The organism is Pseudomonas sp. OV226 (assembly GCF_003148705.1).
GTDB lineage: Bacteria > Pseudomonadota > Gammaproteobacteria > Pseudomonadales > Pseudomonadaceae > Aquipseudomonas.
The window spans coordinates 219740-244211 of record NZ_QGGS01000006.1 but is presented as its reverse complement, the minus strand read 5'-3'; the positions used below and the strand labels follow the sequence as shown (position 1 = coordinate 244211).

General features: G+C 57.0%; 19 protein-coding genes and 1 pseudogene. 14 read left to right on the top strand and 6 right to left on the bottom strand.

The window, feature by feature from the left end:
- Position 1 precedes the first annotated feature (1 nt).
- On the bottom strand, positions 2-940 hold the full coding sequence (locus C7534_RS13945; RefSeq protein ID WP_109786099.1) for a hypothetical protein: 939 nt from the start codon (positions 938-940) through the stop codon (positions 2-4).
- 702 nt (positions 941-1642) lie between these two features.
- On the opposite strand from C7534_RS13945, the gene C7534_RS13940 reads away from it, so the two are divergent.
- The 5 genes from C7534_RS13940 to C7534_RS13920 all read left to right on the top strand — a co-directional run bounded on the left by C7534_RS13940 (position 1643) and on the right by C7534_RS13920 (position 11089).
- Complete coding sequence (locus C7534_RS13940; protein WP_109786098.1) at positions 1643-3436, top strand: DUF1302 domain-containing protein; 1794 nt, start codon at positions 1643-1645, stop codon at positions 3434-3436.
- 24 nt (positions 3437-3460) lie between these two features.
- Positions 3461-4828, top strand: a complete 1368-nt coding sequence (locus C7534_RS13935; protein WP_109786097.1) for a DUF1329 domain-containing protein — start codon at positions 3461-3463, stop codon at positions 4826-4828.
- Between the two features lie 140 nt (positions 4829-4968).
- The gene (locus tag C7534_RS13930; protein ID WP_109786096.1) at positions 4969-7500 is read left to right on the top strand and encodes a LuxR C-terminal-related transcriptional regulator; all 2532 of its coding nucleotides are present in this window, start codon (positions 4969-4971) and stop codon (positions 7498-7500) included.
- Positions 7501-7660: 160 nt separating this feature from the next.
- Positions 7661-8074 (top strand): hypothetical protein, encoded by a 414-nt coding sequence (locus C7534_RS13925; RefSeq protein WP_109786095.1) that lies wholly within the window; start codon positions 7661-7663, stop codon positions 8072-8074.
- A 441-nt stretch (positions 8075-8515) separates the two neighbouring features.
- Entirely contained in the window at positions 8516-11089 is a 2574-nt protein-coding gene (locus C7534_RS13920) for a dermonecrotic toxin domain-containing protein (protein WP_146206172.1), read from the top strand.
- Positions 11090-11135: 46 nt separating this feature from the next.
- Here the strand turns inward: C7534_RS13920 and C7534_RS13915 are convergent, their stop codons facing one another.
- Positions 11136-11927: an IclR family transcriptional regulator gene (locus C7534_RS13915; protein WP_109786093.1), complete on the bottom strand. Its 792-nt coding sequence runs from the start codon at positions 11925-11927 to the stop codon at positions 11136-11138.
- A 164-nt stretch (positions 11928-12091) separates the two neighbouring features.
- On the opposite strand from C7534_RS13915, the gene hmgA reads away from it, so the two are divergent.
- From hmgA to maiA, 3 genes are read left to right on the top strand one after another with little or no spacing between them, the layout of a single operon-like run.
- Positions 12092-13396, top strand: a complete 1305-nt coding sequence (gene hmgA, locus C7534_RS13910; protein ID WP_109786092.1) for a homogentisate 1,2-dioxygenase — start codon at positions 12092-12094, stop codon at positions 13394-13396.
- A 3-nt stretch (positions 13397-13399) separates the two neighbouring features.
- The gene (gene fahA, locus C7534_RS13905; protein WP_109786091.1) at positions 13400-14704 is read left to right on the top strand and encodes a fumarylacetoacetase; all 1305 of its coding nucleotides are present in this window, start codon (positions 13400-13402) and stop codon (positions 14702-14704) included.
- A 12-nt stretch (positions 14705-14716) separates the two neighbouring features.
- Positions 14717-15352, top strand: a complete 636-nt coding sequence (maiA, locus tag C7534_RS13900; RefSeq protein ID WP_109786090.1) for a maleylacetoacetate isomerase — start codon at positions 14717-14719, stop codon at positions 15350-15352.
- Between the two features lie 36 nt (positions 15353-15388).
- Here maiA and C7534_RS13895 read toward each other — a convergent pair whose 3' ends face one another.
- Complete coding sequence (locus tag C7534_RS13895) at positions 15389-16192, bottom strand: SirB1 family protein (RefSeq protein WP_109786089.1); 804 nt, start codon at positions 16190-16192, stop codon at positions 15389-15391.
- A 183-nt stretch (positions 16193-16375) separates the two neighbouring features.
- Here C7534_RS13895 and C7534_RS13890 point away from each other — a divergent pair, with 183 nt between their 5' ends.
- Complete coding sequence (locus tag C7534_RS13890) at positions 16376-17395, top strand: Glu/Leu/Phe/Val dehydrogenase family protein (RefSeq protein WP_046026764.1); 1020 nt, start codon at positions 16376-16378, stop codon at positions 17393-17395.
- 169 nt (positions 17396-17564) lie between these two features.
- Here the strand turns inward: C7534_RS13890 and C7534_RS13885 are convergent.
- Positions 17565-17819 (bottom strand): annotated as a pseudogene (locus tag C7534_RS13885) (YebG family protein); the annotation flags it as partial.
- A 364-nt stretch (positions 17820-18183) separates the two neighbouring features.
- Between C7534_RS13885 and C7534_RS13880 the strand changes: the two are divergent.
- A complete protein-coding gene (locus C7534_RS13880) occupies positions 18184-18684 on the top strand; it encodes a phosphate-starvation-inducible protein PsiE (protein ID WP_109786087.1) in 501 nt (166 codons plus the stop codon).
- Here the strand turns inward: C7534_RS13880 and C7534_RS13875 are convergent.
- Both C7534_RS13875 and C7534_RS13870 read right to left on the bottom strand, forming a co-directional pair.
- Positions 18681-18998 carry a DUF3509 domain-containing protein gene (locus C7534_RS13875; RefSeq protein ID WP_046026761.1) on the bottom strand — a complete coding sequence of 106 codons (318 nt, stop codon included), beginning with the start codon at positions 18996-18998 and terminating at the stop codon, positions 18681-18683. The genes C7534_RS13880 and C7534_RS13875 overlap by 4 nt on opposite strands.
- 417 nt (positions 18999-19415) lie before the next feature.
- Positions 19416-20792, bottom strand: coding sequence for an L-serine ammonia-lyase (locus tag C7534_RS13870; protein ID WP_046026760.1), 1377 nt, complete (start codon positions 20790-20792; stop codon positions 19416-19418).
- 135 nt (positions 20793-20927) lie between these two features.
- Between C7534_RS13870 and C7534_RS13865 the strand changes: the two genes are divergently transcribed.
- The 4 genes from C7534_RS13865 (at position 20928) to C7534_RS13850 (ending at position 24383) form a co-directional block, all read left to right on the top strand.
- Entirely contained in the window at positions 20928-21875 is a 948-nt protein-coding gene (locus tag C7534_RS13865) for a LysR substrate-binding domain-containing protein (protein WP_046026759.1), read from the top strand.
- A gap of 214 nt (positions 21876-22089) precedes the next feature.
- Complete coding sequence (locus tag C7534_RS13860; RefSeq protein WP_046026758.1) at positions 22090-22497, top strand: HPF/RaiA family ribosome-associated protein; 408 nt, start codon at positions 22090-22092, stop codon at positions 22495-22497.
- A gap of 336 nt (positions 22498-22833) precedes the next feature.
- The gene (locus C7534_RS13855) at positions 22834-23397 is read left to right on the top strand and encodes an RNA polymerase sigma factor (protein ID WP_109786086.1); all 564 of its coding nucleotides are present in this window, start codon (positions 22834-22836) and stop codon (positions 23395-23397) included.
- Positions 23394-24383, top strand: coding sequence for a FecR family protein (locus tag C7534_RS13850; protein WP_109786085.1), 990 nt, complete (start codon positions 23394-23396; stop codon positions 24381-24383). Before C7534_RS13855 ends, C7534_RS13850 begins: the two co-directional genes overlap by 4 nt.
- Positions 24384-24472: the final 89 nt, after the last annotated feature.

The following is a 24472-nucleotide window of genomic DNA, read 5'->3' as shown; positions in this document are numbered from 1 at the left end:
ACTACGAAGCGCTACTGCCGTGGAACTGCTCACCGGAAATGCCAAGGTAAACCAGAACTCCATCCTGAAGTAGGTGGGGTTTATGGATCACGTACTTTTCTTGAGCCTGGGCCTGCTCCTTAAGTTGCGCGGCGCGCGCCTTATCGGCAGCCTTTCTAGCTTGCTCGATAGCTAACTGTTCGGTTTCCGCCAGTGCTGCAAGCCGAGCCTGTTCGCGCAACCAGACTTGTTCTTGTTCCCGACGTGCTGCATCAGCTATTGCTTTCAGGCGTTGCTGTTCGGCTACGATCCTGGTGCTTTCGGCAGCTACTCGTTGGGCTTCTGCCGCCGCCGCTTGCGTTTGGTCATTAGCTTGTACTGCAGCCAGCCAATTAAGTACCTGCACGTGTTGCTGGTTCAGTATCTGAATGGATTGCGCGAGTAGCCTGGCCTCGTGTGCCGCGGCGTACGAGGCCGCCCAAGTGTTCATTGCAATACCACTGGGCATGACCCGTTGTTCCATGGTCGTTGCTTTTTGATAGAACTCAACCAAGCTACGGCGTAGCGGATCACCGCCATAAAACTGATTGGCGAGATTTATTTTTTGATGGAAGTCAGTGGTCTTTCGATGCAGAAGAGTGTTCCGAACACCTAGTTCACGAATGATCGCGTCTACTGGAGAAAGAGGTTGATTGGAAAACTCCAGTCTGGTGGTGGCGAGTTCATGTTCGATGGTTTGTGGTAGTTGATGAGCGCGGGTTTGATGTGCTTGTTCAATCGACTTTTTGGTGGTTTCTATTTTATCTGAGTTCGCAATTACAATATGTTGGGGGTTGTGAGGGCCAAACGTGCCGCTGTGGGGAATGACTGATGAAGTAGCAGGGACGATGCGCATGTGTAAAGGGGCAATTGCAGTCGTGTGAACAGCTTCGGTCAACTCCCATGTTGGGGGTTTTTGCATATTCATATCCTTTTGAACGTGCTTGTTGAATGGGGGATTGATGGGGTGGTGAAAATATTCGGTTTGTACTGATTTCCGTTTGTCGGCGTACGGTCGACTTGTTTCAAGTTACAGCAAAACTTTGGTGCATGATTCTGATTGGGCTGTAAGTAAGTGTGTGTGAGATTGAGTGAAGTTTCGGCAGGCTAAAGCAAGCGAGTCGGAATACTTCTGTACAAGAAGAAATTTCCCATGTGGCTTTCGGATGTTTCTCGTAGAACAGGACGATCGGCTTTTCAACAGACATAAAAAAGGCCGCTGCAAACGCAGCGGCCAAATAAGACGTTGGATCAGGAGCTACAAAACAACGTCTGTGTACACAGGGCGATCAATCGATAAGCATCGATTCATCTGGATTCGTGCTTCAGCGGGTTGCCCCTGAAAGCCCGGCAAGAATAAGCCCCTGACCTAAAAGGAAAAATAGCGATTCGCGACATGCAGTGTTGCAGCCCGAGCAACAGTCCCGGATTTTCATGGCGGCTACGAGGTCGCATGCATCTGACTGATAACCCGCCATCCAGCCCATCCATACCCTGCGCAAACCCGCGTCCCTGCGGGCCATTCATCCTTTAGAGGTACATCCCGAATACCTCCTTGGTGCGCTTATCGCTCTCGGGTTGCGGCAGTAGGGTGGGGCCTTCTGTCACTCACCGGGGAAGACGCATGACAAAAACAACAATGCGCGCCATCTTCACGCCGCAAGCGCTGGCCGCTGCGGTGGCCTTGGGTTGCTGTGCCCAGGCGCAGGCTGTTTCATTCAACATTGGGGAGATCGAGGGGACGTTTGACTCCTCGCTGTCCATCGGCGCGAGTTGGGGCATGCGCGATGCCGACAAGTCTTTGGTCGGCACCGTGAACGGCGGGACCGGGCAGTCATCGACCGGTGATGACGGGCGGCTGAACTTCAGCAAGGGTGAAACCTTTTCCAAAATCTTCAAAGGGATTCACGACCTCGAACTGAAATACGGCGACACCGGTGTGTTCGTTCGCGGCAAGTACTGGTACGACTTCGAACTGGAAGATGAAGACCGTGACTTCAAGCCGATCAGCAACAAAGGTCGCAAGGAAGGCGCCAAGTCTTCCGGCGGGCAAATTCTCGACGCCTTCGTTTATCACAACTACAACATTGTCGACCGCCCAGGCAGCGTGCGCGCCGGCAAGCAAGTGGTCAGTTGGGGGGAAAGTACCTTCATCGGCAACTCGATCAACAGCATCAACCCGATCGACGTTTCTGCGTTTCGTCGTCCGGGCGCCGAGATCAAGGAAGGCCTGATCCCGGTAAACATGTTGTACGTTTCCCAAGGCCTGACGGATCAGCTCTCGGTCGAAGGTTTCTACCAACTGGAGTGGGACCAGACCGTTCTCGACAACTGCGGCACATTCTTCGCTGTCGACGTGGCGGCCGATGGTTGCAACAACAATTACACCGTCGGTAGCCCAGCGATTGCTCCTTTGGCGCCGCTGGCCGCCGCGTTCGGCCAACCGATTCTGGTGACTCGCGAAGGCGTGGTCGTTCCCCGTGGCGGCGACCGCGATGCGCGGGATTCCGGGCAGTGGGGCACGGCATTGCGCTGGCTCGGCGATGACACCGAGTACGGTCTGTATTTCATGAACTACCACAGCCGCTCACCGACGGTGGGCACGGTTACAGCGGGCGCCTCGACGCTGGCCAGCCTGCCGGGCATGGTCGCCACCGCCAACCGGCTGGCACCTGGCAGCGGCTCGGGGCTGGCGCAAAGTGTGATGCTGGGACGCGGTCAGTATTACCTCGATTATCCGGAGGACATTCGTCTTTATGGCGCGAGTTTCTCCACCACATTGTCCACCGGTACCGCGTGGAGTGGCGAGATCAGCTATCGCCCGAACGCGCCCGTACAGGTCAACACCAACGACCTGACACTGGCGATGCTCAACCCGATTGCCGGTGGTCTGGCATCGCCGATCGTCTCGACGCCCGGTGCCGACAACAAAGGCTACCGTCGCAAGGAAGTCACGCAAATCCAGAGCTCGCTGACGCAGTTCTTCGATCAGGTACTGGGGGCTCAGCGGCTCACCGTGGTCGGCGAAGCGGCGGTGGTTCATGTCGGTGGCCTGGAGGGACGCAGCCACTTGCGTTACGGCCGTGATTCGGTCTACGGGCAATACGGTTTTGGTGGCGAAACTGACGGGTTTGTCACTTCGACCTCCTGGGGCTACCGCGCGCGGGCAATCCTTGATTACGCCGACGTGTTCGCCGGGATCAACCTCAAACCCAACCTGTCCTGGTCGCACGATGTCGCCGGCTACGGCCCCAACGGGCTGTTCAACGAAGGCGCCAAAGCGGTCAGCGTCGGTGTCGATGCCGACTACCGCAACACCTATACCGCGAGCCTGAGCTACACCGACTTTTTTGGTGGTGACTTCAACGTCCTCGAAGACCGCGACTTCGTGGCGCTGAGCTTCGGCGTGAACTTCTGATCTGGCTGAGAAAGGATGATTTCAATGCGCAAGATGATTCTGCAATATGGCGCCCTGGCCCTGAGCTTGCTGGCTGTCAACGTGATGGCGGCGGTGTCGCCGGAAGAAGCCAACAAACTGGGCACCAGCCTCACGCCGCTGGGCGCCGAGAAGGCCGGCAACGCTGACGGCTCTATTCCGGCCTGGACCGGCGGCATCCCGAAAAACGCCGGTGCAGTGGACAGCAAAGGTTTTCTGGCTGACCCGTTCGGCAACGAAAAACCACTGTTTGTAATCACCCCCGCGACGGTCGACAAGTACAAGGACAAGTTGTCGGAAGGCCAGGTGGCGATGTTCAAACGCTACCCGGAAACCTACAAGATTCCGGTCTACCCGACCCACCGCACTGTGGCCGTGCCGCCAGAGATCTACGAGTCAGCCAAGCGCAGTGCACTGAGCGTGAGCACCATCAATGACGGTAACGGATTGGCGGGTTTCACCGGCAACCGTTACTACGCATTCCCGATTCCCAAGAATGGCGTCGAAGTGTTGTGGAACCACATCACCCGTTACCACGGCGGCAACCTCAAACGCATCATCACCCAGGTGACCCCGCAAACCAACGGCAGCTACACGCCGATCCGCTTCGAGGAAGAAATCGCCGTTCCGCAACTGATGAAGGACATGGACGCGGACAAAGCCGCCAACGTGCTGACTTTCTTCAAACAGTCGGTGACCGCACCGGCACGTCTGGCCGGTAACGTACTGTTGGTGCACGAAACCCTCGATCAGGTGAAAGAGCCGCGTCTGGCGTGGATCTACAACGCCGGCCAGCGCCGTGTGCGTCGTGCCCCGCAAGTGGCCTATGACGGCCCGGGCACCGCTGCTGACGGTCTGCGTACCTCCGACAACTACGACATGTTCTCCGGCGCACCCGATCGCTACGACTGGAAACTGGTCGGCAAGAAGGAGATGTACATCCCTTACAACAGCTACAAACTGGATTCGCCGAGCCTCAAGTACGACGACATCGTCAAGGCCGGCCACATTAACCAGGACCTGACCCGATATGAGCTGCACCGCGTCTGGGAAGTGATCGGCACGGTCAAGCCGAGCGAGCGCCACATCTACGCCAAGCGCCACATGTACATCGACGAAGACAGCTGGCAAGTGGCGCTGGTGGATCACTACGACGGTCGCGGGCAACTGTGGCGAGTGGCGGAGGGTCACGCTCAGTATTACTACGATCACCAGGCCCAGGCCTACACGCTGGAAGCGCTCTACGACATCATTGCCGGCCGGTACATTGCACTGGGCATGAAGAACGAAGAGAAACACAGTTTTGAGTTTGCCTTTGAAGCCAAGGTTAACGACTTCACGCCATCGGCGTTGCGTGCCGAGGGGGTTCGGTAACCGGGTTGATACATTCGCAAGGCAAAAGGCGACCGCTCGGTCGCCTTTTTTATGGGCGCCAATCAGCGTGCTGAATACTTCTCAACAAGCGGCTTGGACAGGTCTAGGGTTGGCGGACAATTATAAAAAGGCACGCCGCAATGACCGCCATGACTCCGTGTCTGGACCGTTCTGGATTTTTGCCCAGACTGTCCTCCCATCATCTGTCGCGTGAGCGTTTGACCGAGCCGCTGCTGGCCTCCACGGCGCGGGTGAAATTGCTCTGCGCACCAGCGGGCAGTGGCAAGACCGCACTGCTCGCCGAATGCCTGTTGCAGGCACCGCCGCAGTGTCGTGTGTGTTGGTTGCCGTTGTCTGGCGTGGCAATGAGCACCGCTGATTTTCGACAACGTCTGGCCGAGACGCTAGGGCTGGCCTCGTCAGGCGAAACTGAATTGCTGGGGCAACTGGCGCGATTGCAGACGCCGACCTGGCTGTTTCTCGACGACTATTGCCGCGTCCCGAACCCCGAACTGGACTTGTTGCTGGATCGCATGCTGGCGGTCAGCAGCCCGATGTTGACCTGGTGGATGGGCGCTCGTCGGCGCCCGCAATGCAACTGGCCGCGGTTGCTGCTCGATGACGAATTGTATGAATGTGAGCACTCGACGCTGGCCTTCAATCAAACCGAAATCGCCGCACTGTTGCGCCATCTGCCGCAGGCAGACGCCAACAACGCCGCCAGTAAAATCATCCAGCGCAGTGGCGGCTGGTGTGCGGGCGTACGGATTGCGCTGCTGCAAAAATGTGATTGGTCGCGCAACAACACACTTCAAGGGCAAACGGACACGTTGCTTGATTACCTGCAGCACGAGTTGTTCGCTGTGCTGACCCCGGAATTGGCGGAGGTCTGGCGGGTCCTGGCGCATTTGCCACGTTTCAATGCAAGCCTTTGCGATCACCTGTTTGGGGCCGGTGAAGGCTGCGCGTACCTGAAGGTGTTGCAGGAACTGGGCTGTTTTATCGAGCCTTGGCAGGACTCGGCAGACTGGCTGCAAATTTTCGCTCCGCTCACTCACACGATACGCAATGAGCAATGGCCAGCCGGTCGTTCCTGGCATCGACGTGCCTGCCAATGGTTCACGGCTGAACAGGACTGGAAAGCCGCCTTCGAGCAGGCCTTGCTGGCCGAAGAATTCGAAGTCGCGGTCAGCCTGCTGCAGCACTTCAGTTTCGAGCATCTATTCGAGGAGCAGACAGTGGTCCTGTTGCTGCGTTTGCATGAGCAGCACGGCGACGAACTGACGCTCGGCTCGCCGCAATTGGTCGGGTTGATCACCGCAGCCTTGCTGTTTGCCGGTCGATTCGAGCAAGCGGCCGAATGCATCGAACATCTGTCTCGATTCACCCCTCAACCGTCGGCGCTCCTTCAGCGGCAATTGATTGCGCGCTGGCAGGCCCAGCAAGGCTGGCTACTGCATTTGCAAGGGCGCATGGAGGGTTCACGCGCGCATTTTCTCGACGCGCTAAGCGTGCTCGGTGCTGAACTCTGGCCCGTACGTTTGATGTGCCTGTCGGGTTTGACGCAACAAGCCCTGCTCAGGGGCGAACTCGATTTGGCGCAGGCGATAAACCGCGATGCGTTGTGCCTGGCACGAGCACAAGGCTCGCTGGTGTTCGAAGGTCTGCTTGAACTCGATCACGCGCAATTACTGGAGCAACGTGGCGCTCCTCAACGTGCCGAAAGTTTGCTCGCGAATGTACATGGCCTACTCACTCAACAGCAGCAGATCGCCGGGCCCTTGCTTGGGCGAATTGCCTTGCGCCGTGGGCGCTTGAACTTGTCTCAGGGCCTGGATGCACAGGCCGCCGAATATTTCGAAGCCGGGATGCAGATCTGTCTGCGCAGTCACGACAAACGGGTGCTTTATGGGTTCCTCGGTTTGGCTCAGGTGGCGGCCAATCAGAGCGACTATGCCCAGGCGTTTGCCCATCTGCGCGACGCCGAACGCTTGATGCAACAGCGGCAGATTCCCGACACTGTTTACCGCGGTGTGCTGTTGCAAATCAGCAGTCAAATCTGGCTCCAGCAGGGCCGTCCCGAATTAGCGGTTGAGGCCTTGACGCGGGTCTTGCGTCATTATCGTGGGCCTCAGGCGCGACAGGCGCCCCCCGCCACCCTTGATCTCATACCACGCATTGAATACCTGCTGATTTTAGCGAAAACCTGTTTGCACCAAGCAAACCAGCCGCAAATTCAACTGTTTGGATTGATAGATCAGGCGCAACAGAGAGGCATGTTAAGCCTGGAGGCAGAACTGCAGTTGGCACTGGGGCAAGTCGCTTGGTTGATGGGGGATAGTTCCCTTGCTGAGCGTGCTTTACAGTGCGGTCAGCAATTGGTTAAGCGTCATGGTCTCCACCAAGCGTTGCGTGAATTGAAATTGCGACAACCGGATTTTGAACGTGAAGTAAGCGATTTGCCGTCTGTCGTGGACGCAGGCCCGCTCAGCCGACGCGAGTTGGAAGTGCTCGCGTTAATTGCTCAAGGGAATTCCAATCAGCAAATAGCTGAGCAGCTTTATATCTCCTTACATACGGTTAAGACTCATGCGCGCCGAATTCATGGGAAGTTGGGTGTTGCCCGGAGAACGCAAGCAGTGGCAAAGGCGAAGTTATTAAGGTTGTGTTAAATGTGGGGGGGGGTGGTTGTTTTAATATTATTGTTTGATGACTAAATTACTTGAAATGGATTTGGTGTTTTCAGCGCGGTGAAAAGTTATTAGGGTTGGGCCTCTGCAGGTGAAGTGACATGAAGTTGCTTCTGGTCTGTCTCTATCAAGGATAACTAAGATGAGTGCAAGTTATAACAGTTTGATGCTCGATGCTCCGCAAGGAACCGTGCAGGCTTCCACTGAGTTGGCGAAGGTTCGGCAGGTGGGGGAGCAACTTTTGGCGTTTCTGGGTGATGTTCCTTCATTTAAGGAAATGACCCGTGACCGGTTAGCGCTGAAAGTACATGAGTATAATGTGGCGCTGAATGCTGAAAATATTTTTATTACCAGAGGTGCTTACACGGCTGAGCAGAAAACTCGTCCATCAGGTACTTTGCTGGATGTTTTTTTCGAGTGTTTGGAAAAGAATATATCTCCTAACTATATTTTTGGGGTGGATGGTGTATACACACGACCGAACACTACAAATAATGCATACGCTGTTCAAGGCCTCAGTATTCAATCGGTCGAACGCATTCTGGTAAAAAAGTGATCTCAGATCGGAGCATCGCGCAAGCGTTGATCGATACTGGCTGACCAATGCCGGAGTGATTGATAATCCGGCTTCGACGAACAAAGATGTCTTGAAGCAATTACAGGCGCATGCGTTGATGGCCCAACTGTCGCTGAGTACTATTGGAGGAGTATTGGACTCTTCCCAAGGGCGACGGGTTTCGGAACTCCTGCTGTCGGGAAAGGGTACTGCTTTATACCGCATCGTATTGGAAGTACCAAACAAAATTCCGGCGACGTTTCCTTCCAGCTTTGTAGTCAATATGAACGGGCTGACACCTTCAGAACTTTCTCTGGATGACGACTGGCACACTTGTGTGGTGTACACGCCAGAAAGCGGTTTCGAATTTTTCGTCACGAGTAATGATATGCATGCGGCATTGTGTTCGCGATGGCGCGATGGTCTGTCTCGAAAACCAGTGTGTCCTATAAGAATGTGCAAGAGGATATATTCGATTTTTGTGTCGATAGTCGTCTAAAGCAACAGCGCGATGATTTTTCGAGGCTTTTAAACTTTGGTGATAGCCATAGCCCGAATTTGCTCGTTGAGTTGGAAGCGATTCAGCGACTGGACGCGGTGAAATCAAACTGGTCAGCTCAATTCGAGGTGTTGAAGGCGGCAGTCAATCGTGCCGGTTGGCCGGACTGGTTAAAAGCGTCGGACAAGAACGTTCAGCTGCGGTATGAGGAACTTGAAGAATCGGCGGATAATTACGACGCCGAGTTTCAAGTTAAGTCCGATGAGCATTTTTCCCTGACCTTGTATGCTCGCAGAAAGGTTAAAGATTGGGCCCGCAGTGCATTCGGCGTTGAAATCAACCCCGATACGATAAAAGTTCATAGCCGGTATGAGCTCAAAATCGGTGGTCGGACGATCGTTCAGGAGGACGCAAGGACCCTGACAGAACAGATTATTTTCGGATTGCACGATGGTGGACACAGGGGCCAGATGCGTTTCGAGGGCGCTCAGGCAATTCCTGGCTTGACTCCCGAAAAGCTTGAATACTGGTTGCAAACTGTCGATGTACGACGCGATTTTGTGGAGGCGGCGCCCTTTTATCCGTCACAGGCCTATCACGATGCCTGTCTCAATCGATTGTCGAGTAAATTGGAACTCGCACTGTGGATAGCTCGATACACCGGAAAGATCAACGATAACGATGTCCGGTTGGTTGAGCGTGGATTGCAAGGTGAATTGGCGGTTGAGATTAATGGCGTGTACTTCGACGGAGCGTCCCATTGTTTGAATGATGTCATGCTGTTCTGGGGGGCGCAAAAATCGTTTGGTACACAACTGGTCTTCTTGAAAACCCCAAAAGGGGAATATGAGGTCCTTCGTTTTGCTGAGTTTAATGCCTTTAAGGAAAAACTTGGGGAATGGATGAATAGCGATTCTGGTTATGCGGCTTCGCTTATGAATGCCAATGATGTTCCAAGTGTGGGGGAAAGGCTGCGTCAGCACGTTATAAAACCGATTCTGAGTAACCTCAAGTCCATAGTTTTAAATAGAGAGACGCGAATACCACTGACCCGTTTTGTGGGGCTGAATTATGATTGGTCGTTAGCGAAAATCAATCAGGCAGCTCCGGCCTATTACCGAAATGTGCCGCGACTGTTGCGTCAGCAACATGCTCGTCTAAATACAGAGCTCAAAGCGCTTTACACTGTAGAGTCCCGCGAAACGGCGTTTCCTTCCTTTGAGGAATATTCCCGAGAACTTATTAAAGAAAGGGTAGAGGCGGTACTTCGCTCTCGCGGGAGTTACGTCAATGTCGATCCAGATATGGTTTATGTGCAAATAAGCTCGGATGAGCAGATGAGTCTGACGGAACTGATTGTCGAGGGGCGTAGCTTTGAGCCTAATAATAGTCCTCAACCCGTTCCAGGGCAGTATCCTAAATTTTATTGGAGAGCTGTCCACCCGCCCCTCGACAAGCTCGATATACGAGATATTGCCTCGTGGTCTAAAACACTTCGCTCGGGAGAAAAATATATTGACTTTCTGAAGTCTGATTATCTGGCTGAGCGTCATTCATCCTACACCTTCAGACGAGAAGTAAACTTCAAACGTGTGCATTGTGAGATGCATCAGGCCTTACTGACTCAGTTCTTTGATGCTGGATTGGACGGTGATCAGTTTAGAAGTATTGAAAAACTTATTCTTGATCTGAAAGTTCCGCAAGGACAATTGTATGAGAATCCTGTGATCAATGAGGAAAGTGTCTATCGATTTAATATTTTAAAAACTCGTGAGGTGACGGGTGTTTATATATTCAGGATTAAGACCGCTAAAGGACTTGAAGATTTTCTTTATACTCCGGATGCACCGGATGGTGCGGCGTTTCGCCCCATCGGTCATTTTGCTTCCGCTGTCAGGCTTCGTTTTGGTCCGTTCAGGAGTTATTACATCAATCGAATAAAAGTCGCAGATAAAAAGGTGGTCAACGACTATTTTGATCTGCTTCAGAGTCGTGCTGACACAGTTGCGGCGCCTGTGCCTTCGTACATGTCCAGGGTCAGGGATCTGCGAGCTTCATATGAAATCAAAGTGAATCGGGTCATTGATGATGTCGATGAACAAACCACCAGTCTTAATGAGATTATTGCGGGCCTGATTTATGATAATGTGATGTTGGCTGCCACTGTTATTAGTTTAGTTATTCCTCCTGTTGGTGTGTTGGTGACGATTGTAGAACTGGGTAAAAATTTCTACGATGGCGTAAAGGCACATTACTATGGCGATTACGATGCCTCGTTTAAATACTTCAAGGACGCATTGATCGGACTGGTGAGCCTGGGGCAGGCAACTCGGGGTGCAAAAGAGGTCACCAATGCCCAGAAGAGTTTGATCCAGTTGTTTGGTGATGCAAAAACCGTTGTGAGCATGGTATCTAAGGCCACGGGGCAGAAACTCGGTCATGAAAGACTGCTCGAAATCGTTCAAGACGTGCTGGGTGAACAAGACGTCAATACCAGCAAAACCACAGTGCATTAATTTTTCTCTTTACTCTGTGCAGGCTGGATACTGAGGTCGACAGAGATCAGATAGAACGGGATGGCTCATACCCCATCCGCCAACTCACGGCCCGCGTCGCCGCCAGCAATCGCTGCGCCGCCGGGCCGTTTTCGTCTGCGTAAAACAACGACGCCGGGCCAACAATGGTCATGACGGCTGCAACATTCCCGACGGCATTGAATACCGGCGCTGACAACGCATCGACACCGGGCATCAGCAAGCCGTGCACATGATGCAGACCGCGCTCGCGGATCTGTTCGCACAATGCCGTGTAGGCCTGATCGTCCGCCAGCGTATGAACGTTGGCGGTTTGCAGTTCCTGCTCGCGCAAGTCGACGGTTTCACGCTTTGGCAGAAACGCGCCGAACACCAAACCGGTGGATGAACTGAGCAATGGCAACACCGAACCCAACTGCGTCACCACCGTCACCGCGCGCACCGCCGGTTCGATGTGAACCACGGTCGCACCCTGATTGCCCCACACCGCCAAAAAGCAGGTTTCGTTCAGTTCATCGCGCAGTTCGGCCAACGGCAGGGCAGCGACTTTCAGCACATCCATACTGTTGAGTGCGGCAAGACCGACGCGCAAGGCTTCACGCCCGAGGCCGTAGTGGTTGGTGGCGGTGTTCTGCTCGGCAAAGCCGCTGGCGATCAGCGCCTGCAGATAGCGATGGACCTTGCTCGCCGGCATCTGCACGTGTTCGGCCAGGCGCGACAGCGAGGTCGATGGCGACAACTGTGCCAAGGCCTTGAGGATGTCGGTGCCGACCTCGGCCGAGCGGACTTTCTGCTTGTCGTTGTTGCGCGGCGTTTCCATGGAGGCGGTCTGATCCCGGGACGAATGGGCGTCTTTATAGCTTGACGGTCAATACCAATCAAATTACGTTATGCGTAATCAAATTACGATAAAAATAACCCAGGCGTGCCGAACCTCTGCAACAGAGTGACAGGCCACTGCCTACTCCCTGTTCAGGAGGCTCCATGAACCCTGATTCAACCGCGCCAGCGCTGGCTTACCAGTCAGGCTTCGGCAACGAGTTCAGCAGTGAAGCGTTGCCCGGCGCACTGCCCGTCGGCCAGAATTCCCCGCAAAAAGCCCCCTATGGCCTCTACACTGAATTGTTCTCCGGCACCGCGTTTACCATGGCTCGCAGTGAAGCGCGGCGCACATGGATGTACCGCATTCAGCCATCGGCCAATCATCCGGCGTTCGTCAAACTGGATCGGCAACTGGCCGGCGGCCCATTGGGTGAAGTGACGCCCAACCGCCTGCGCTGGAACCCGTTGGACATCCCCACCGAGCCGACCGATTTCATCGATGGGCTGGTGAGCATGGCCGCCAACTCGGGCGCGGAAAAACCGGCCGGGATCAGCATCCTTAGCTACCGCGCGAACCGCTCCATGGAGCGCGTTTTCTTCAACGCTGACGGCGAACTGCTGCTGGTGCCGGAGCAGGGGCGCTTGCGAATTGCTACCGAGCTCGGCGTGCTGGATCTGGAACCACTGGAAATCGCCGTATTGCCACGCGGGCTGAAATTTCGCGTCGAACTGCTCGACCCGCAAGCGCGCGGTTACATCGCCGAGAACCACGGCGCGCCGTTGCGTCTGCCGGACCTGGGGCCGATCGGCAGCAATGGCCTGGCCAACCCGCGGGACTTCCTGACGCCGGTTGCGCATTACGAAAATTTCAAGCAACCGACCACGCTGGTGCAGAAGTTCCTTGGTCAATTGTGGGGCTGCGAGCTGGATCATTCGCCGCTGAACGTGGTCGCCTGGCATGGCAATAACGTGCCGTACAAATATGACCTGCGCCGTTTCAATACCATCGGCACGGTCAGTTTCGATCACCCGGACCCTTCGATTTTCACCGTCCTGACGTCGCCAACCAGTGTGCATGGCCTGGCCAACCTGGACTTCGTGATCTTCCCGCCACGCTGGATGGTCGCCGAGAAAACCTTCCGTCCACCGTGGTTCCACCGCAATCTGATGAACGAGTTCATGGGGCTGATCAAAGGCGAATACGATGCCAAGGCCGAAGGCTTTGTGCCCGGCGGTGCGTCCTTGCACAGCTGCATGAGTGCACACGGTCCCGACGGTGAAACCTGCACCAAGGCGATCAATGCGGAACTGGCGCCAGCGAAAATCGACAACACCATGGCCTTCATGTTCGAGACCAGCCAGGTATTGCGCCCGAGCCGTTTCGCCCTGGATTGCCCGCAACTGCAAACAAACTACGATGCCTGCTGGGCCACGCTGCCTGCCACTTTCGACCCGACCCGGAGATAACCCATGACTCAGACTTCCATCACTCGTAGCTGGGTTGCCTCCGCCAACGGCCACACCGATTTCCCGCTGCAAAACCTGCCGTTGGGTGTGTTCAGCGTGAACGGTTCAGCCCCGCGCAGCGGTGTGGCGATCGGCGAGCATATTTTTGATCTGGAGGCGGCGCTGGAGGCCGGGCTGTTCGATGGTGCTGCGAAAGCGGCCGTCGAAGCGACCCGTGGCGGTCAACTGAATGCGTTTTTCGAATTGGGTCGCGACGCTCGCGTTGCCTTGCGCCAACGTCTGCTGGAACTGTTCACCGAAGGCAGCACCCTGCACGGAAAAATCGAAGCCCAAGGCGCAAAACTGCTGCCCTTGGCGGCGAATTGCGAGATGCACCTGCCAGCTAAAATCAACGATTACACCGACTTCTACGTCGGTATCGAGCACGCGCAAAACGTCGGCAAACTGTTCCGCCCCGATAACCCGCTGCTGCCGAACTACAAGTACGTCCCCATCGGTTATCACGGCCGCGCTTCGACCATTCGTCCGTCCGGTACTGACGTTCGCCGTCCGAAAGGCCAGACCTTGCCGGCCGGTCAGACCGAGCCGACATTTGGTCCGTGCGCGCGTCTGGACTACGAACTGGAACTGGGCATCTGGATTGGCCAAGGCAACGAGATGGGCGACTCGATCGCCATCGGTGATGCCGCTGATCACATCGCCGGTTTCTGCTTGCTCAACGATTGGTCGGCACGTGACATTCAAGCGTGGGAATACCAGCCGTTGGGGCCGTTCCTGTCGAAAAGCTTTATCACCAGCATTTCACCGTGGGTGGTGACGGCCGAAGCGCTGGAGCCGTTCCGTCGCCCGCAAGCTGCGCGCCCTGAAGGCGATCCGCAGCCGCTGCCGTACCTGTTCGACAAACGCGATCAAGCCGCTGGCGGTTTCGACATCGAACTCGAAGTGCTGCTGCTCACCGAAGGCCTGCGCGAGCAGAAGTTGCCGGCCCATCGCCTGACGCTCAGCAACACCCAACACATGTACTGGACCGTGGCGCAAATGGTCGCGCACCACAGCGTCAATGGTTGCCAGTTGCAGGCCGGTGACCTGTTCGGCTCGGGCACCTTGTCCGGTCCCGAAAGCGGTCAGTTCGGCAGCCTGCTGGAAATCACCGAGGGCGGTAAAAAGCCGATCGAACTGGCGTCGGGCGAGGTGCGTAAATTCCTGGAAGACGGCGACGAAATCATCCTGCGTGCCCGTTGCAGCCGTGAAGGTTTTGCCTCTATCGGTTTCGGCGAATGCCGCGGCAAAGTGCTGTCGGCGCGCTAAGAGGATCGGGTCATGGAACTCTATACCTACTACCGTTCGACCTCGTCTTTTCGGGTGCGAATCGCATTGGCGCTCAAGGGCCTGGACTACCAGGCGCTGCCGATCAACCTGATTGCACCGCAAGGTGGCGAACATCGGCAGCCGCCTTACCTGGGCATCAACCCGCAGGGTCGGGTGCCGGCTCTGCGCACGGACGAAGGCGATCTGTTGATTCAGTCGCCAGCGATCATCGAGTACCTGGAAGAACGTTATCCACAGGTGCCGCTGCTGTCCAAAGACCTTGCCGCCCGCGCCCATGAACGCGGTGTGGCGGCGGTGATTGGTTGCGACGTGCATCCATTGCATAACGTCAGCGTGCTCAACAAGCTGCGCCAATTGGGTCATGACGAGCCGCAAGTGGTGGAGTGGATCGGGCACTGGATCAGCCAGGGGCTGGCGACGGTGGAACGGTTGATCGGTGATGAAGGGTATTGCTTTGGCGATGAACCGGGATTGGCGGATGTCTACCTGATTCCGCAGCTGTACGCGGCCGAGCGATTCAATATTTCCCTCGAAGCGTATCCACGAATTCGCCGAGTAGCGGCACTGGCAGCCACCCATCCAGCGTTCATCACGGCGCACCCGGCCAACCAGCCTGATACCCCATAAAGCCTCATGTTGACCCCTGTAGGAGCCGGCGATTAATCAATGGACGATCGAGTTGGGCGGCAAATGCCCCAGCCGTTCCGTCAGGCGAATCCGCTGGATCGGGTCGTCGCTGAGCAACAGTGCATGCTCCAGATCAAATCGCTCGGCATTCGGACAATCCAGCCGTTGATAGAGGCTGGCCCTGGCCAGGTAGTCGGCGGCGTTGGCGTTGCCCAGTTCCAGTACGCGTTCGGCGTCGATCAGGGCACCGATGTAGTCATCGTGGGACAGGTGCAGCTGACGCAGGTTTCGCGACAGGCGCTGCATCATCTGCACCGGGTCAGCCGTCAGTAAATGGTCAGCGCTGAGTTTCATGTTCGGGCCGTACTGTCGATGCAGCAGTTCACGGCAGTCGTTGGGGTATAACCGGCGCCCGCCACAAGGGTCGAGCAGATGATCGGCACCGGGAACCCGCAACAGGAAGTGCCCGGGGAAGTTGACGCCCACCAGCGGGATTTCCAGTCGTTTGGCCAACTCCAATGCAATCAGCCCAAGGGACAACGGCTGGCCACGTCGCAGCTCCAGCACTCTGTTGAGCAAGGCGACTTGAGGGCGTAACGGAGTGAAGTCGTCCTGGGCGAACCCCAGGTCATTCATCCGCCGCAACAACGGCTGGGCCAGTTCGGCGACCGGCAACATCGGCAAACCCTGGCTGACCTGCTGTGTCAGGTCGTTGAGGTCGGCCAGTACTGCCTCGGGGGCCAGCCTGGCATCGTGCTCGACCGCCATCCACAGCCCTGCCTCGAACAGCGCGGGCGGTGAACGTTGCAGGCAATCGAAGAAGCATTGTCGGGGCGTCATCAAAATCTCCGGCGGATGCCTCGTTTTAGCCCCGTCTCCGGCATTCGTCCAGTGCTGCACACATGCGGTTTCAGGTTATGTCCGAAAGCCTGCAAAGTAGCGCCGCTTATTCCGGTGCGCTTCTGCAATTTTTGGGCGCAAGCCTATACTGGCGACTACAAGAAGTGATTCGGGAGCCCCACGATGTTCGCTCTCATGCAAAGCACTCGCCTTGAATCGCTGCATCTGAGCGTCGACCCGGTCACCGGGTTGAAGGCGGTGATTGCCATTCATAACAGCCGGCTGGGACCTGCCCTGGGCGGCTGTCGTTACCTTGCCTACCCCAGCGACGAATCGGCGGTCGAGGATGCCATACGCCTGGCACAAGGCATGAGTTACAAAGCTGCGCTGGCCGGTCTGGCCCAGGGCGGCGGCGTGGCGGTGATTGTTCGCCCGGCCCATGTGGAAAATCGCGGTGCATTGTTCGAAGCTTTCGGGCGCTGCATCGACCAGCTCGACGGCCGCTATATCACGGCTATCGACAGTGGCACTTCAGTCGCCGACATGGATTGCATCGCCCAGCAAACCCAACACGTCACCAGCACCACGTCAGCGGGCGACCCAGCACCGCATGCCGCCATGGGCGTGTTCACCGGCATTCGAGCGACCGCGATGGCCCGTCTGGGCAGCGATAATCTGGAGGGCCTGCGTGTGGCCATCCAAGGGTTGGGCAATGTCGGTTACGCGCTCGCTGAACAACTGCATGCGGCAGGCGCTGAACTGCTGGTCAGCGATATCGATCACGGCAAGGTGCAACTGGCGATGGAACAATTGGGCGCGCACCCGATTGCCAACGACGCACTGCTCAGCACGCCGTGTGACATCCTCGCGCCGTGTGGCCTGGGCGGCGTGCTCAACAGCCACTCCGTGACACAACTGCGCTGCTCGGCGGTGGCCGGCTCTGCCAACAATCAACTGACGCACCTGGAAGTCGCCGATCAACTGGAGCGACGCGGCATCCTGTATGCGCCGGACTACGTGATCAATTCGGGCGGGCTGATCTACGTTTCGCTCAAGCACCGTGGCGAAGAGCTGACGACCATCACCGCGCACCTGTCGAAAATCGCCTCGCGACTGACCGAAGTCTTCGCCCATGCCCAGGCGGAAAAACGCTCGCCTGCGCGGGTGGCGGACGAACTGGCGGAGAAAGTGTTGTACCGCTGAATTCTGCTATTGCCCAAGACATGAAAAAGGCCCTGAGTCATTCGACTCAGGGCCTATTCAATTCGGGTGTTTCTTACTTCGGTGCCTTGGCCGCTTTGGCTGGCTTGGTCGGCGCAGCGTCAGGCGCTTCAACAGCCACTTCGACAGCTTCGGCCGTTTCAATGACTTCAGCCGGCGCATTCAGCAGCTCGGACAAGGCATCCGGCTGGCTCTTGAACGCCTTGGCAAATACATCGCGATTCTTCGCCATGTAAATCCCGGCTTCTTCCACTTGCTGCTCGGTCAGGGACGGAACGGCTTTTTGCAACACTTCAGCCAGCAATTCAGCCAGTTCGAGCATTTTGTCATGACGGTCAGCTTCGGCTTTATCCATGAACAAGCGCTCCAGATCTCGGCTGCTGCGGTATACCACTTCGACGGCCATTCACCACCTCACATGCCTTCACAATAGTTGTCTGTTTCGACCACTGTATTTATATACAGCGAAAAGGATAAGCGAATCCCTGCGCTTTGGGTAGTGGCTTTTTAATGTAGACCGAAATTGGCGTTTGTCAGGTGAACCGTGTTGTCCCCAATCGCGAGCAAGCTCCCACAGTGGTTTTGTGAACACCACAGATCCCCTGTGGGAGCGAGCTTGCTCGCGATGGCGTCAGTGAATTCACCGCAAAAGTGTCCAGCAACAACTCATCATCTTCTCACCGAGAGCGGCTGGCCTTTTTTCTGCATGCAGAACAACCGTCACGTCAATCGCGCATCATCCGCTCGAACCGAGCTAAGGAAGCATCATCGTGAAAATCAACTGGGCCGAAAACCTGCGGCAGAACGTGCACCAACTGGCCGAATCCCTGGGCAACCTGTTCGTCGAAACCTTCCATTACCTGGCGCTGTTCGCCATCGGTGCGGTGACCGCGTATGCCGCGGTGATGGAGTTTATGGGGATGATCGAAGCAGGGCACATCAAGATCGATGACATCTTGCTGCTGTTCATCTACCTGGAACTGGGTGCGATGGTCGGGATTTATTTCAAGACCAACCACATGCCGGTGCGTTTCCTGATCTACGTGGCGATCACCGCGCTGACGCGCTTGCTGATTTCCAACGTCTCGCACCATAACCCGCCGGACCTGGGGATCATCTACCTGTGCGGCGGGATTTTGCTGCTGGCGTTTTCGATCCTGGTGGTGCGTTACGCTTCGTCGCAGTTTCCTTCGGTGAAAATCGAACACCCGCAACGCAAGATCGGTGCGGGGTCCGGTGAGCATCCGGAAGTGGAGAAGGGCGAGCTTTAGAGCCGGACCGCGTGTCGGGGCTGGCCATTGATGTAGGGCGGCGGCAAAGTGTGATCGTCGCCGTCGGTCATGGCTTCGAGGATGGCCATGGCACTGTGGCCCTGTTCGATGGCAATGCCGAACTGGATGCTTTGCACGAGGCGTTTGAGGCGTTTGGGGTCATTGCGCTGGTCGGCGCTGATCATGCGTTTGGCGACCACGCGGCCCGCGTTGGAAAGGGTCAGCATGATGCTGCCGTCCAGACCCTGAATGCTCAGGTTGATCTGGTAATCCGGTGCAAAGGCATCGGTAATGACCTGAAAGGGGTTGTCCATGATGCGTCACCGCTTGATTGAACGTGCAGTTGTTGACCGGCCATGTCCGGGTTGGTTCGCACCACCAGACCATCGGCAGATCGCTCGCTGAGGTTTCAAAAGTCCATTTGCCTCATCGGTGACGTAGCAAGGGGCATGCCGCACAAAGTTGTCGAACAACTATCTCGGCAAAAAAGCGACGGACGTCCTGGCTCATCCAAGCTCACTAAACCACACCGTTCTCTGTAGCAGCTGGCGCAGCCTGCGTTCGGCTGCGCAGCAGTCGTAAAACCTGGGTATGCGGTCTTTCTGAAACACCGCGTCGTCTGATTTAACGACTGCTTCGCAGCCGGACGCAGGCTGCGCCAGCTGCTACGAAGTGCGATTGCGTGTGCCCGTTTCAGGGCAAGAATGAAGCGATGACCGCAGACAGTGCAATCAGCACTCTACCCAGCTCACCGCCAGGCCGCCCCGTGAAGTTTCTTTGTACTTGTCATGCATATCGGCGCCGGTATCGCGCATGGTGCGGATGACCCGGTCCAGGGAAATGAAGTGTTTACCGTCGCCGCGCAGGGCCATTTGTGTGGCGTTGATCGCTTTCACGGCGGCAATCGCATTGCGCTCGATGCACGGCACTTGTACCAGGCCGCCGACCGGGTCGCAGGTCAGGCCAAGGTTGTGTTCCAGGCCGATTTCGGCGGCGTTTTCCAGTTGCTCCGGGGTGGCGCCGAGCACGTCGGCCAGGCCGGCAGCGGCCATCGCGCAGGCGGAACCGACTTCGCCCTGGCAACCGACTTCAGCACCGGAGATCGAGGCGTTTTTCTTGCACAGAATCCCGACCGCCGCCGCGCCCAGAAAGAACGCGACTACGTCATCGTCCGACGCGTCCGGGTTGAACTTCATGTAGTAATGAAGCACTGCTGGAATAATCCCCGCCGCGCCGTTGGTCGGTGCCGTGACCATGCGCCCGCCTGCGGCGTTTTCTTCGTTTACGGCGAGGGCAAACAGGTTGACCCACTCCATGGCCGACAGGGTGGACGTGATGACATTCGGTTTGCCGATTTCCAACAGACTGCGGTGCAGTTTCGCGGCACGACGTGGCACATTCAGGCCACCTGGCAGGATGCCTTCGTGACGTAAACCTTGCTCGACGCACTCACGCATCACCGACCAGATGTGCAGCAGACCCTGGCGGATCTCGGCTTCGCTGCGCCAGGCCAATTCGTTGGCCATCATCAATTCGGACACACGCAAGCCGTGCTGGTTGCAGAGTCTGAGCAGTTCGGCGGCGCTGGAAAAATCATACGGCAGCACCACATCGCTGGCAGGGGCGATGCCGGACTCGGCTTGCGCCGCTTCGATGATAAAACCGCCGCCAACGGAGTAATACGTTTGCTCCGACAATTCGCCGGTTTCGCCGAAGGCTGTCAGGGACATGGCATTGGGGTGATAGGGCAGGCTCTCATCGAGCAACAAGAGATCGCGCTGCCAGTTGAAGGCGATGGTTCTTTTGCCGGCCAGCGCGAGTTCACCGGTTTCGAGCAACGTGTTGATTCGGCTGTCGATGCTGCCCGGATCAATGCTGTCCGGCCATTCACCCATCAAGCCCATAACGCAGGCCCGGTCGGTGGCGTGGCCGACGCCGGTGGCGGACAGCGAACCATACAGGCGGATTTCTACCCGGCGCACGGCGTCCAGCAAACCGTGGTCAATCAGTGTCTGGGCGAAGGTCGCGGCGGCGCGCATCGGGCCGACGGTGTGGGAGCTGGACGGACCGATGCCGACTTTGAAGAGATCGAAAACACTGATAGCCATGCTAAAGCCTATACAAGTAATGGAGGAGAAATCGCTGCCATTTTTGTAGGACAAGCGCAATCTCGGCGATACTGACTCCCTCGGTCCATCGTGACCAACGAAACTTCCTAAGACAGCCTTTAGCAGGACTAAACGATGAGTCGTCAATTGCATGCCCAGACCTACGTCTGGCTGCACGTGTTTTCCTGTGCCGCGCGGCACTTGTCGTTCACCCGTTGCGCCGAAGAACTGCACATCACGCCGGGGGCGGTCAGTCAGCAAATTCGGCAGCTGGAAGAACGCTTGGGTTTTCGCCTGTTTCATCGTCGCGCTCGCGGTGTGGAACTGAGTGCAGAAGGCCAACGTCTGGCCATTACGGTCAACGAGGCGTACGGCAGCATCGATGCCGAATTACGCCGTCTGGACGCCGGAATGATCAGCGGCACTTTGCGGTTACGCTCGATTCCGTCATTCCTGAGTAAATGGCTGACCCCGCGCCTGCCACGTTTGCAGCAGCGCTTTCCGGACATTCAATTGCGCCTGGTGGCCGAGGACAGCAGCGTGCCGCTGCACGAGGGGGATTTCGATCTGGCCATCGACCTGAACGATGGCAGCTACCCCGGCCTGTTATCCACAGCCTTGCTCGACGAACAGATCTTTCCGGTCTGTGCCCCCAGCCTGTTGCGAGGGCGGCCACCGCTGCATGGCCCGGCGGACCTGATGCATTTCCCGTTGCTGCACGACATCACCGCCTGGCGCGGCAGCTACGAATACGCGGAATGGGAGTTCTACCTCAATGCCATCGGCTTCGAGGGCGCGGACGTGCGGCGCGGGCACACCTTCAATCGCAATCACCTGACCATCGAAGCCGCCATCGCCGGGATGGGCGTGGCGATTGCGCGGCGTACGCTGCTCAACGATGAGTTGGAGCGAGGGACATTGATCGTGCCGTTCGGGCTGACGGTGCCCAATCACAAGCGCTATATGCTGCTGTATGCGCCGGGCGCTTTGAGCCATCCGGGCGTGCGCGCGGTGCATGACTGGCTGGTGGAGGAGGCGGGAATATTTCGAAGTGTGCACCCGCTGGCGGAGCAGCAGATGTGAGTAATTGTGACAAAGAAGTGAAGCGACCCAACTCCCGACCTTAGCAGCGCTTTTAGCCGTTGTCCGGCTTTTTTTGCGATTAGATATTTATCTTTTTTAAGGGGTTGAATTGTTCAGCGTACAGACCGATTGTGTAGTTAAGAGGTCACGGTGATGACGCCCAAGGGCTTAGCTGACCGGCCTCTCGCGAGCTAGCTGAAATAAGGGAAGAACTATGCAAATCCAAGTCAATAGCGATAACCATATTCAAGGCAGTAAACGACTGGAGGAGTGGGTACGTACGACCATTGAGAGCACGCTCGAACGATATGAAGAGGACCTGACTCGCGTCGAGGTTCACCTGCGGGACGAAAACGGCGAGAAGCCCGGACCGCACGACATACGCTGCCAACTGGAAGCGAGGCCAAAAGGCCACCAACCGATTTCTGTCACCCATAAAGCCGCCAATCTGGAACTGGCGATCGACGGTGCAGCCGAAAAACTCGAACACGCGCTAGAGCACCTGTTCGGCAAACTGCGAGGCAAACCACGTGCCGTGGTGGTGCCGTTCGAGAGAAACGCAGCCGATGCGCTGCTGGAAGACGAATTTCTCGAGAACGAACAGGCAGCGCAAAACGGCTGAAGCCTGATTCACTTTTACCCTCCCCAAAAAACGGGCCTGCGATTGCAGGCCCGTTTTTGTTTGAGCACTGATTTCTGATCGTTCCCACGCAGATACTGATCGTTCCCACGCTCTGCGTGGGAACGCCTCGATGGACGCTCTGCGTCCGCTGTTGGGACGAGGAGCGTCCCAAGCTGCATTCCCATGCAGGTGTGGGAACCATCAGAAACAGGTTCATGCCTCCTCGGTAAAACGGGATCCGGCAATCGGGTCTCTTTGCGTATGAGAATATTTATCATTAATATCTCGCCCTCGTTGGTGCCTCTATCGTCACCACGTTTGCGCAGAGCTGAGCCGATGATCACCCTCCCACCCGAACCACACGACGAAGAACATCCCGGGACGCGCGCGCATTTCCTGCAGGTGTTCCTTTCCCAGCGTTCGCAGATGGAAGCCTTGGTGAACCGGCGCGTGGGGTGTCGGGCGACGGCTGCGGACCTGGTGCAAGACTTGTTCCTGCGTTTCTGGCGGCGGCCGCTGGTACAAGTCGAAGAGCTCAGCACTTACTTGCTGCGCTGCGCCGGCAACATCGCCATTGACCATTTGCGCAGCGAAGGCACGCGGGTGCGGGTCAACGAAGGCTGGATACCGGAGGCGCCAGACAGCCACGGCAGCGAACCGCAAGCCGCGCTGGAAGCCGGTAATGATTTGCGTCACGTCGAAGCGGCGTTGCGGGCCTTGCCGGAGCGCACGCGGCAGATCTTTTTGCTCAACCGCATCCACGGTCGCAAATACGCCGAAATCGCCAAGGCCATGGGCTTGTCCCAAAGCGCCGTGGAAAAACATATGATGCGCGCCCTCGATTCCTGCAAGGCCAGCCTGCAGGAATCGCCCATGCGCACGCCAGGGAAAGCACCGTGAATCAGCCCGAACGCGTCACCCCGACGCCCGCTCAGGAGCAGGCCGCCTACGCTTGGCTGAGCTTGTTGCACGACCAGCCCAGCAGTGGCGATCAACTTGCGTTCAGTCACTGGCTGCAGGCTGATCCTGCCCACGCCGAGGCTTATGCACAGGCGCAAGTCGTGTGGGAATTGAGCGAAGCGCCGGCGCGAACCCTGGCCGATGAAGATGCATTGGCCTTGCAGGGGTATCTCAATGCGATGAATCAATCGCCTCGCAACAGCGTGCAGCGCTGGTCGGGTGCGCTGGCCATGGCGGCGTGTCTGGTGCTGATGATCGGCGTAGGGGTCGGTTGGCAGCCGATGCGTTGGGTCGATGATCTGGGCGCCGATTATGTCTCGGCACCGGGCGAAATTCGCACCGTGACACTGGCCGATCAATCGCAAGTCACGCTGGATGCCGACAGCGCCATTGCCGTGGATTTCAGTCGCGGTGAACGGCGCGTCCAGCTGCGACGCGGCGCCGGATTTTTCAGCGTGACGCACACCGGCGACCCGTTTGTGGTCGATGCCGAACAGGGGCAGGCGCGAGTGCTGGGCACGCAGTTTGAAGTGCGCCTGCAACCGCAGGGGGCGCAAGTCACGGTGTTGTCCGGACGGGTGGGCGTGACTGCGGACAAGCACGCGGAGCAGCAAATCCTCACCGCCGGCCAGCAAGTGGCCTATGGCAACGGCGCAACGCAACAATCCCATGCGGTGGACAGCGAAGCGCAATTGGCCTGGCGCCAGGGTTGGCTCAATTACTACAAGGCGACGCTGGCCGAGGTGGTGCAGGATTTGGGGCGTTACTTCCCGGGGCGGATCGTGTTGCTCAATGATGAACTGGCGGCGCGGCGAATCAGTGGCAGCTTTCCGAGCAGGGATCCGCAGGTCGTGTTGAGTTCGTTGCAAGGGGTGTTGGGGTTTGAGCAGCACAGCGTGTTGGGGCAGCTGATTATTTTGCGTTAAAGCTGCTGGCCCCATCGCGAGCAAGCCCGGCTCCCACACTTGACCGCATTCTCATGAAGGAACCCGATCCCTGTAGGAGCCGGGCTTGC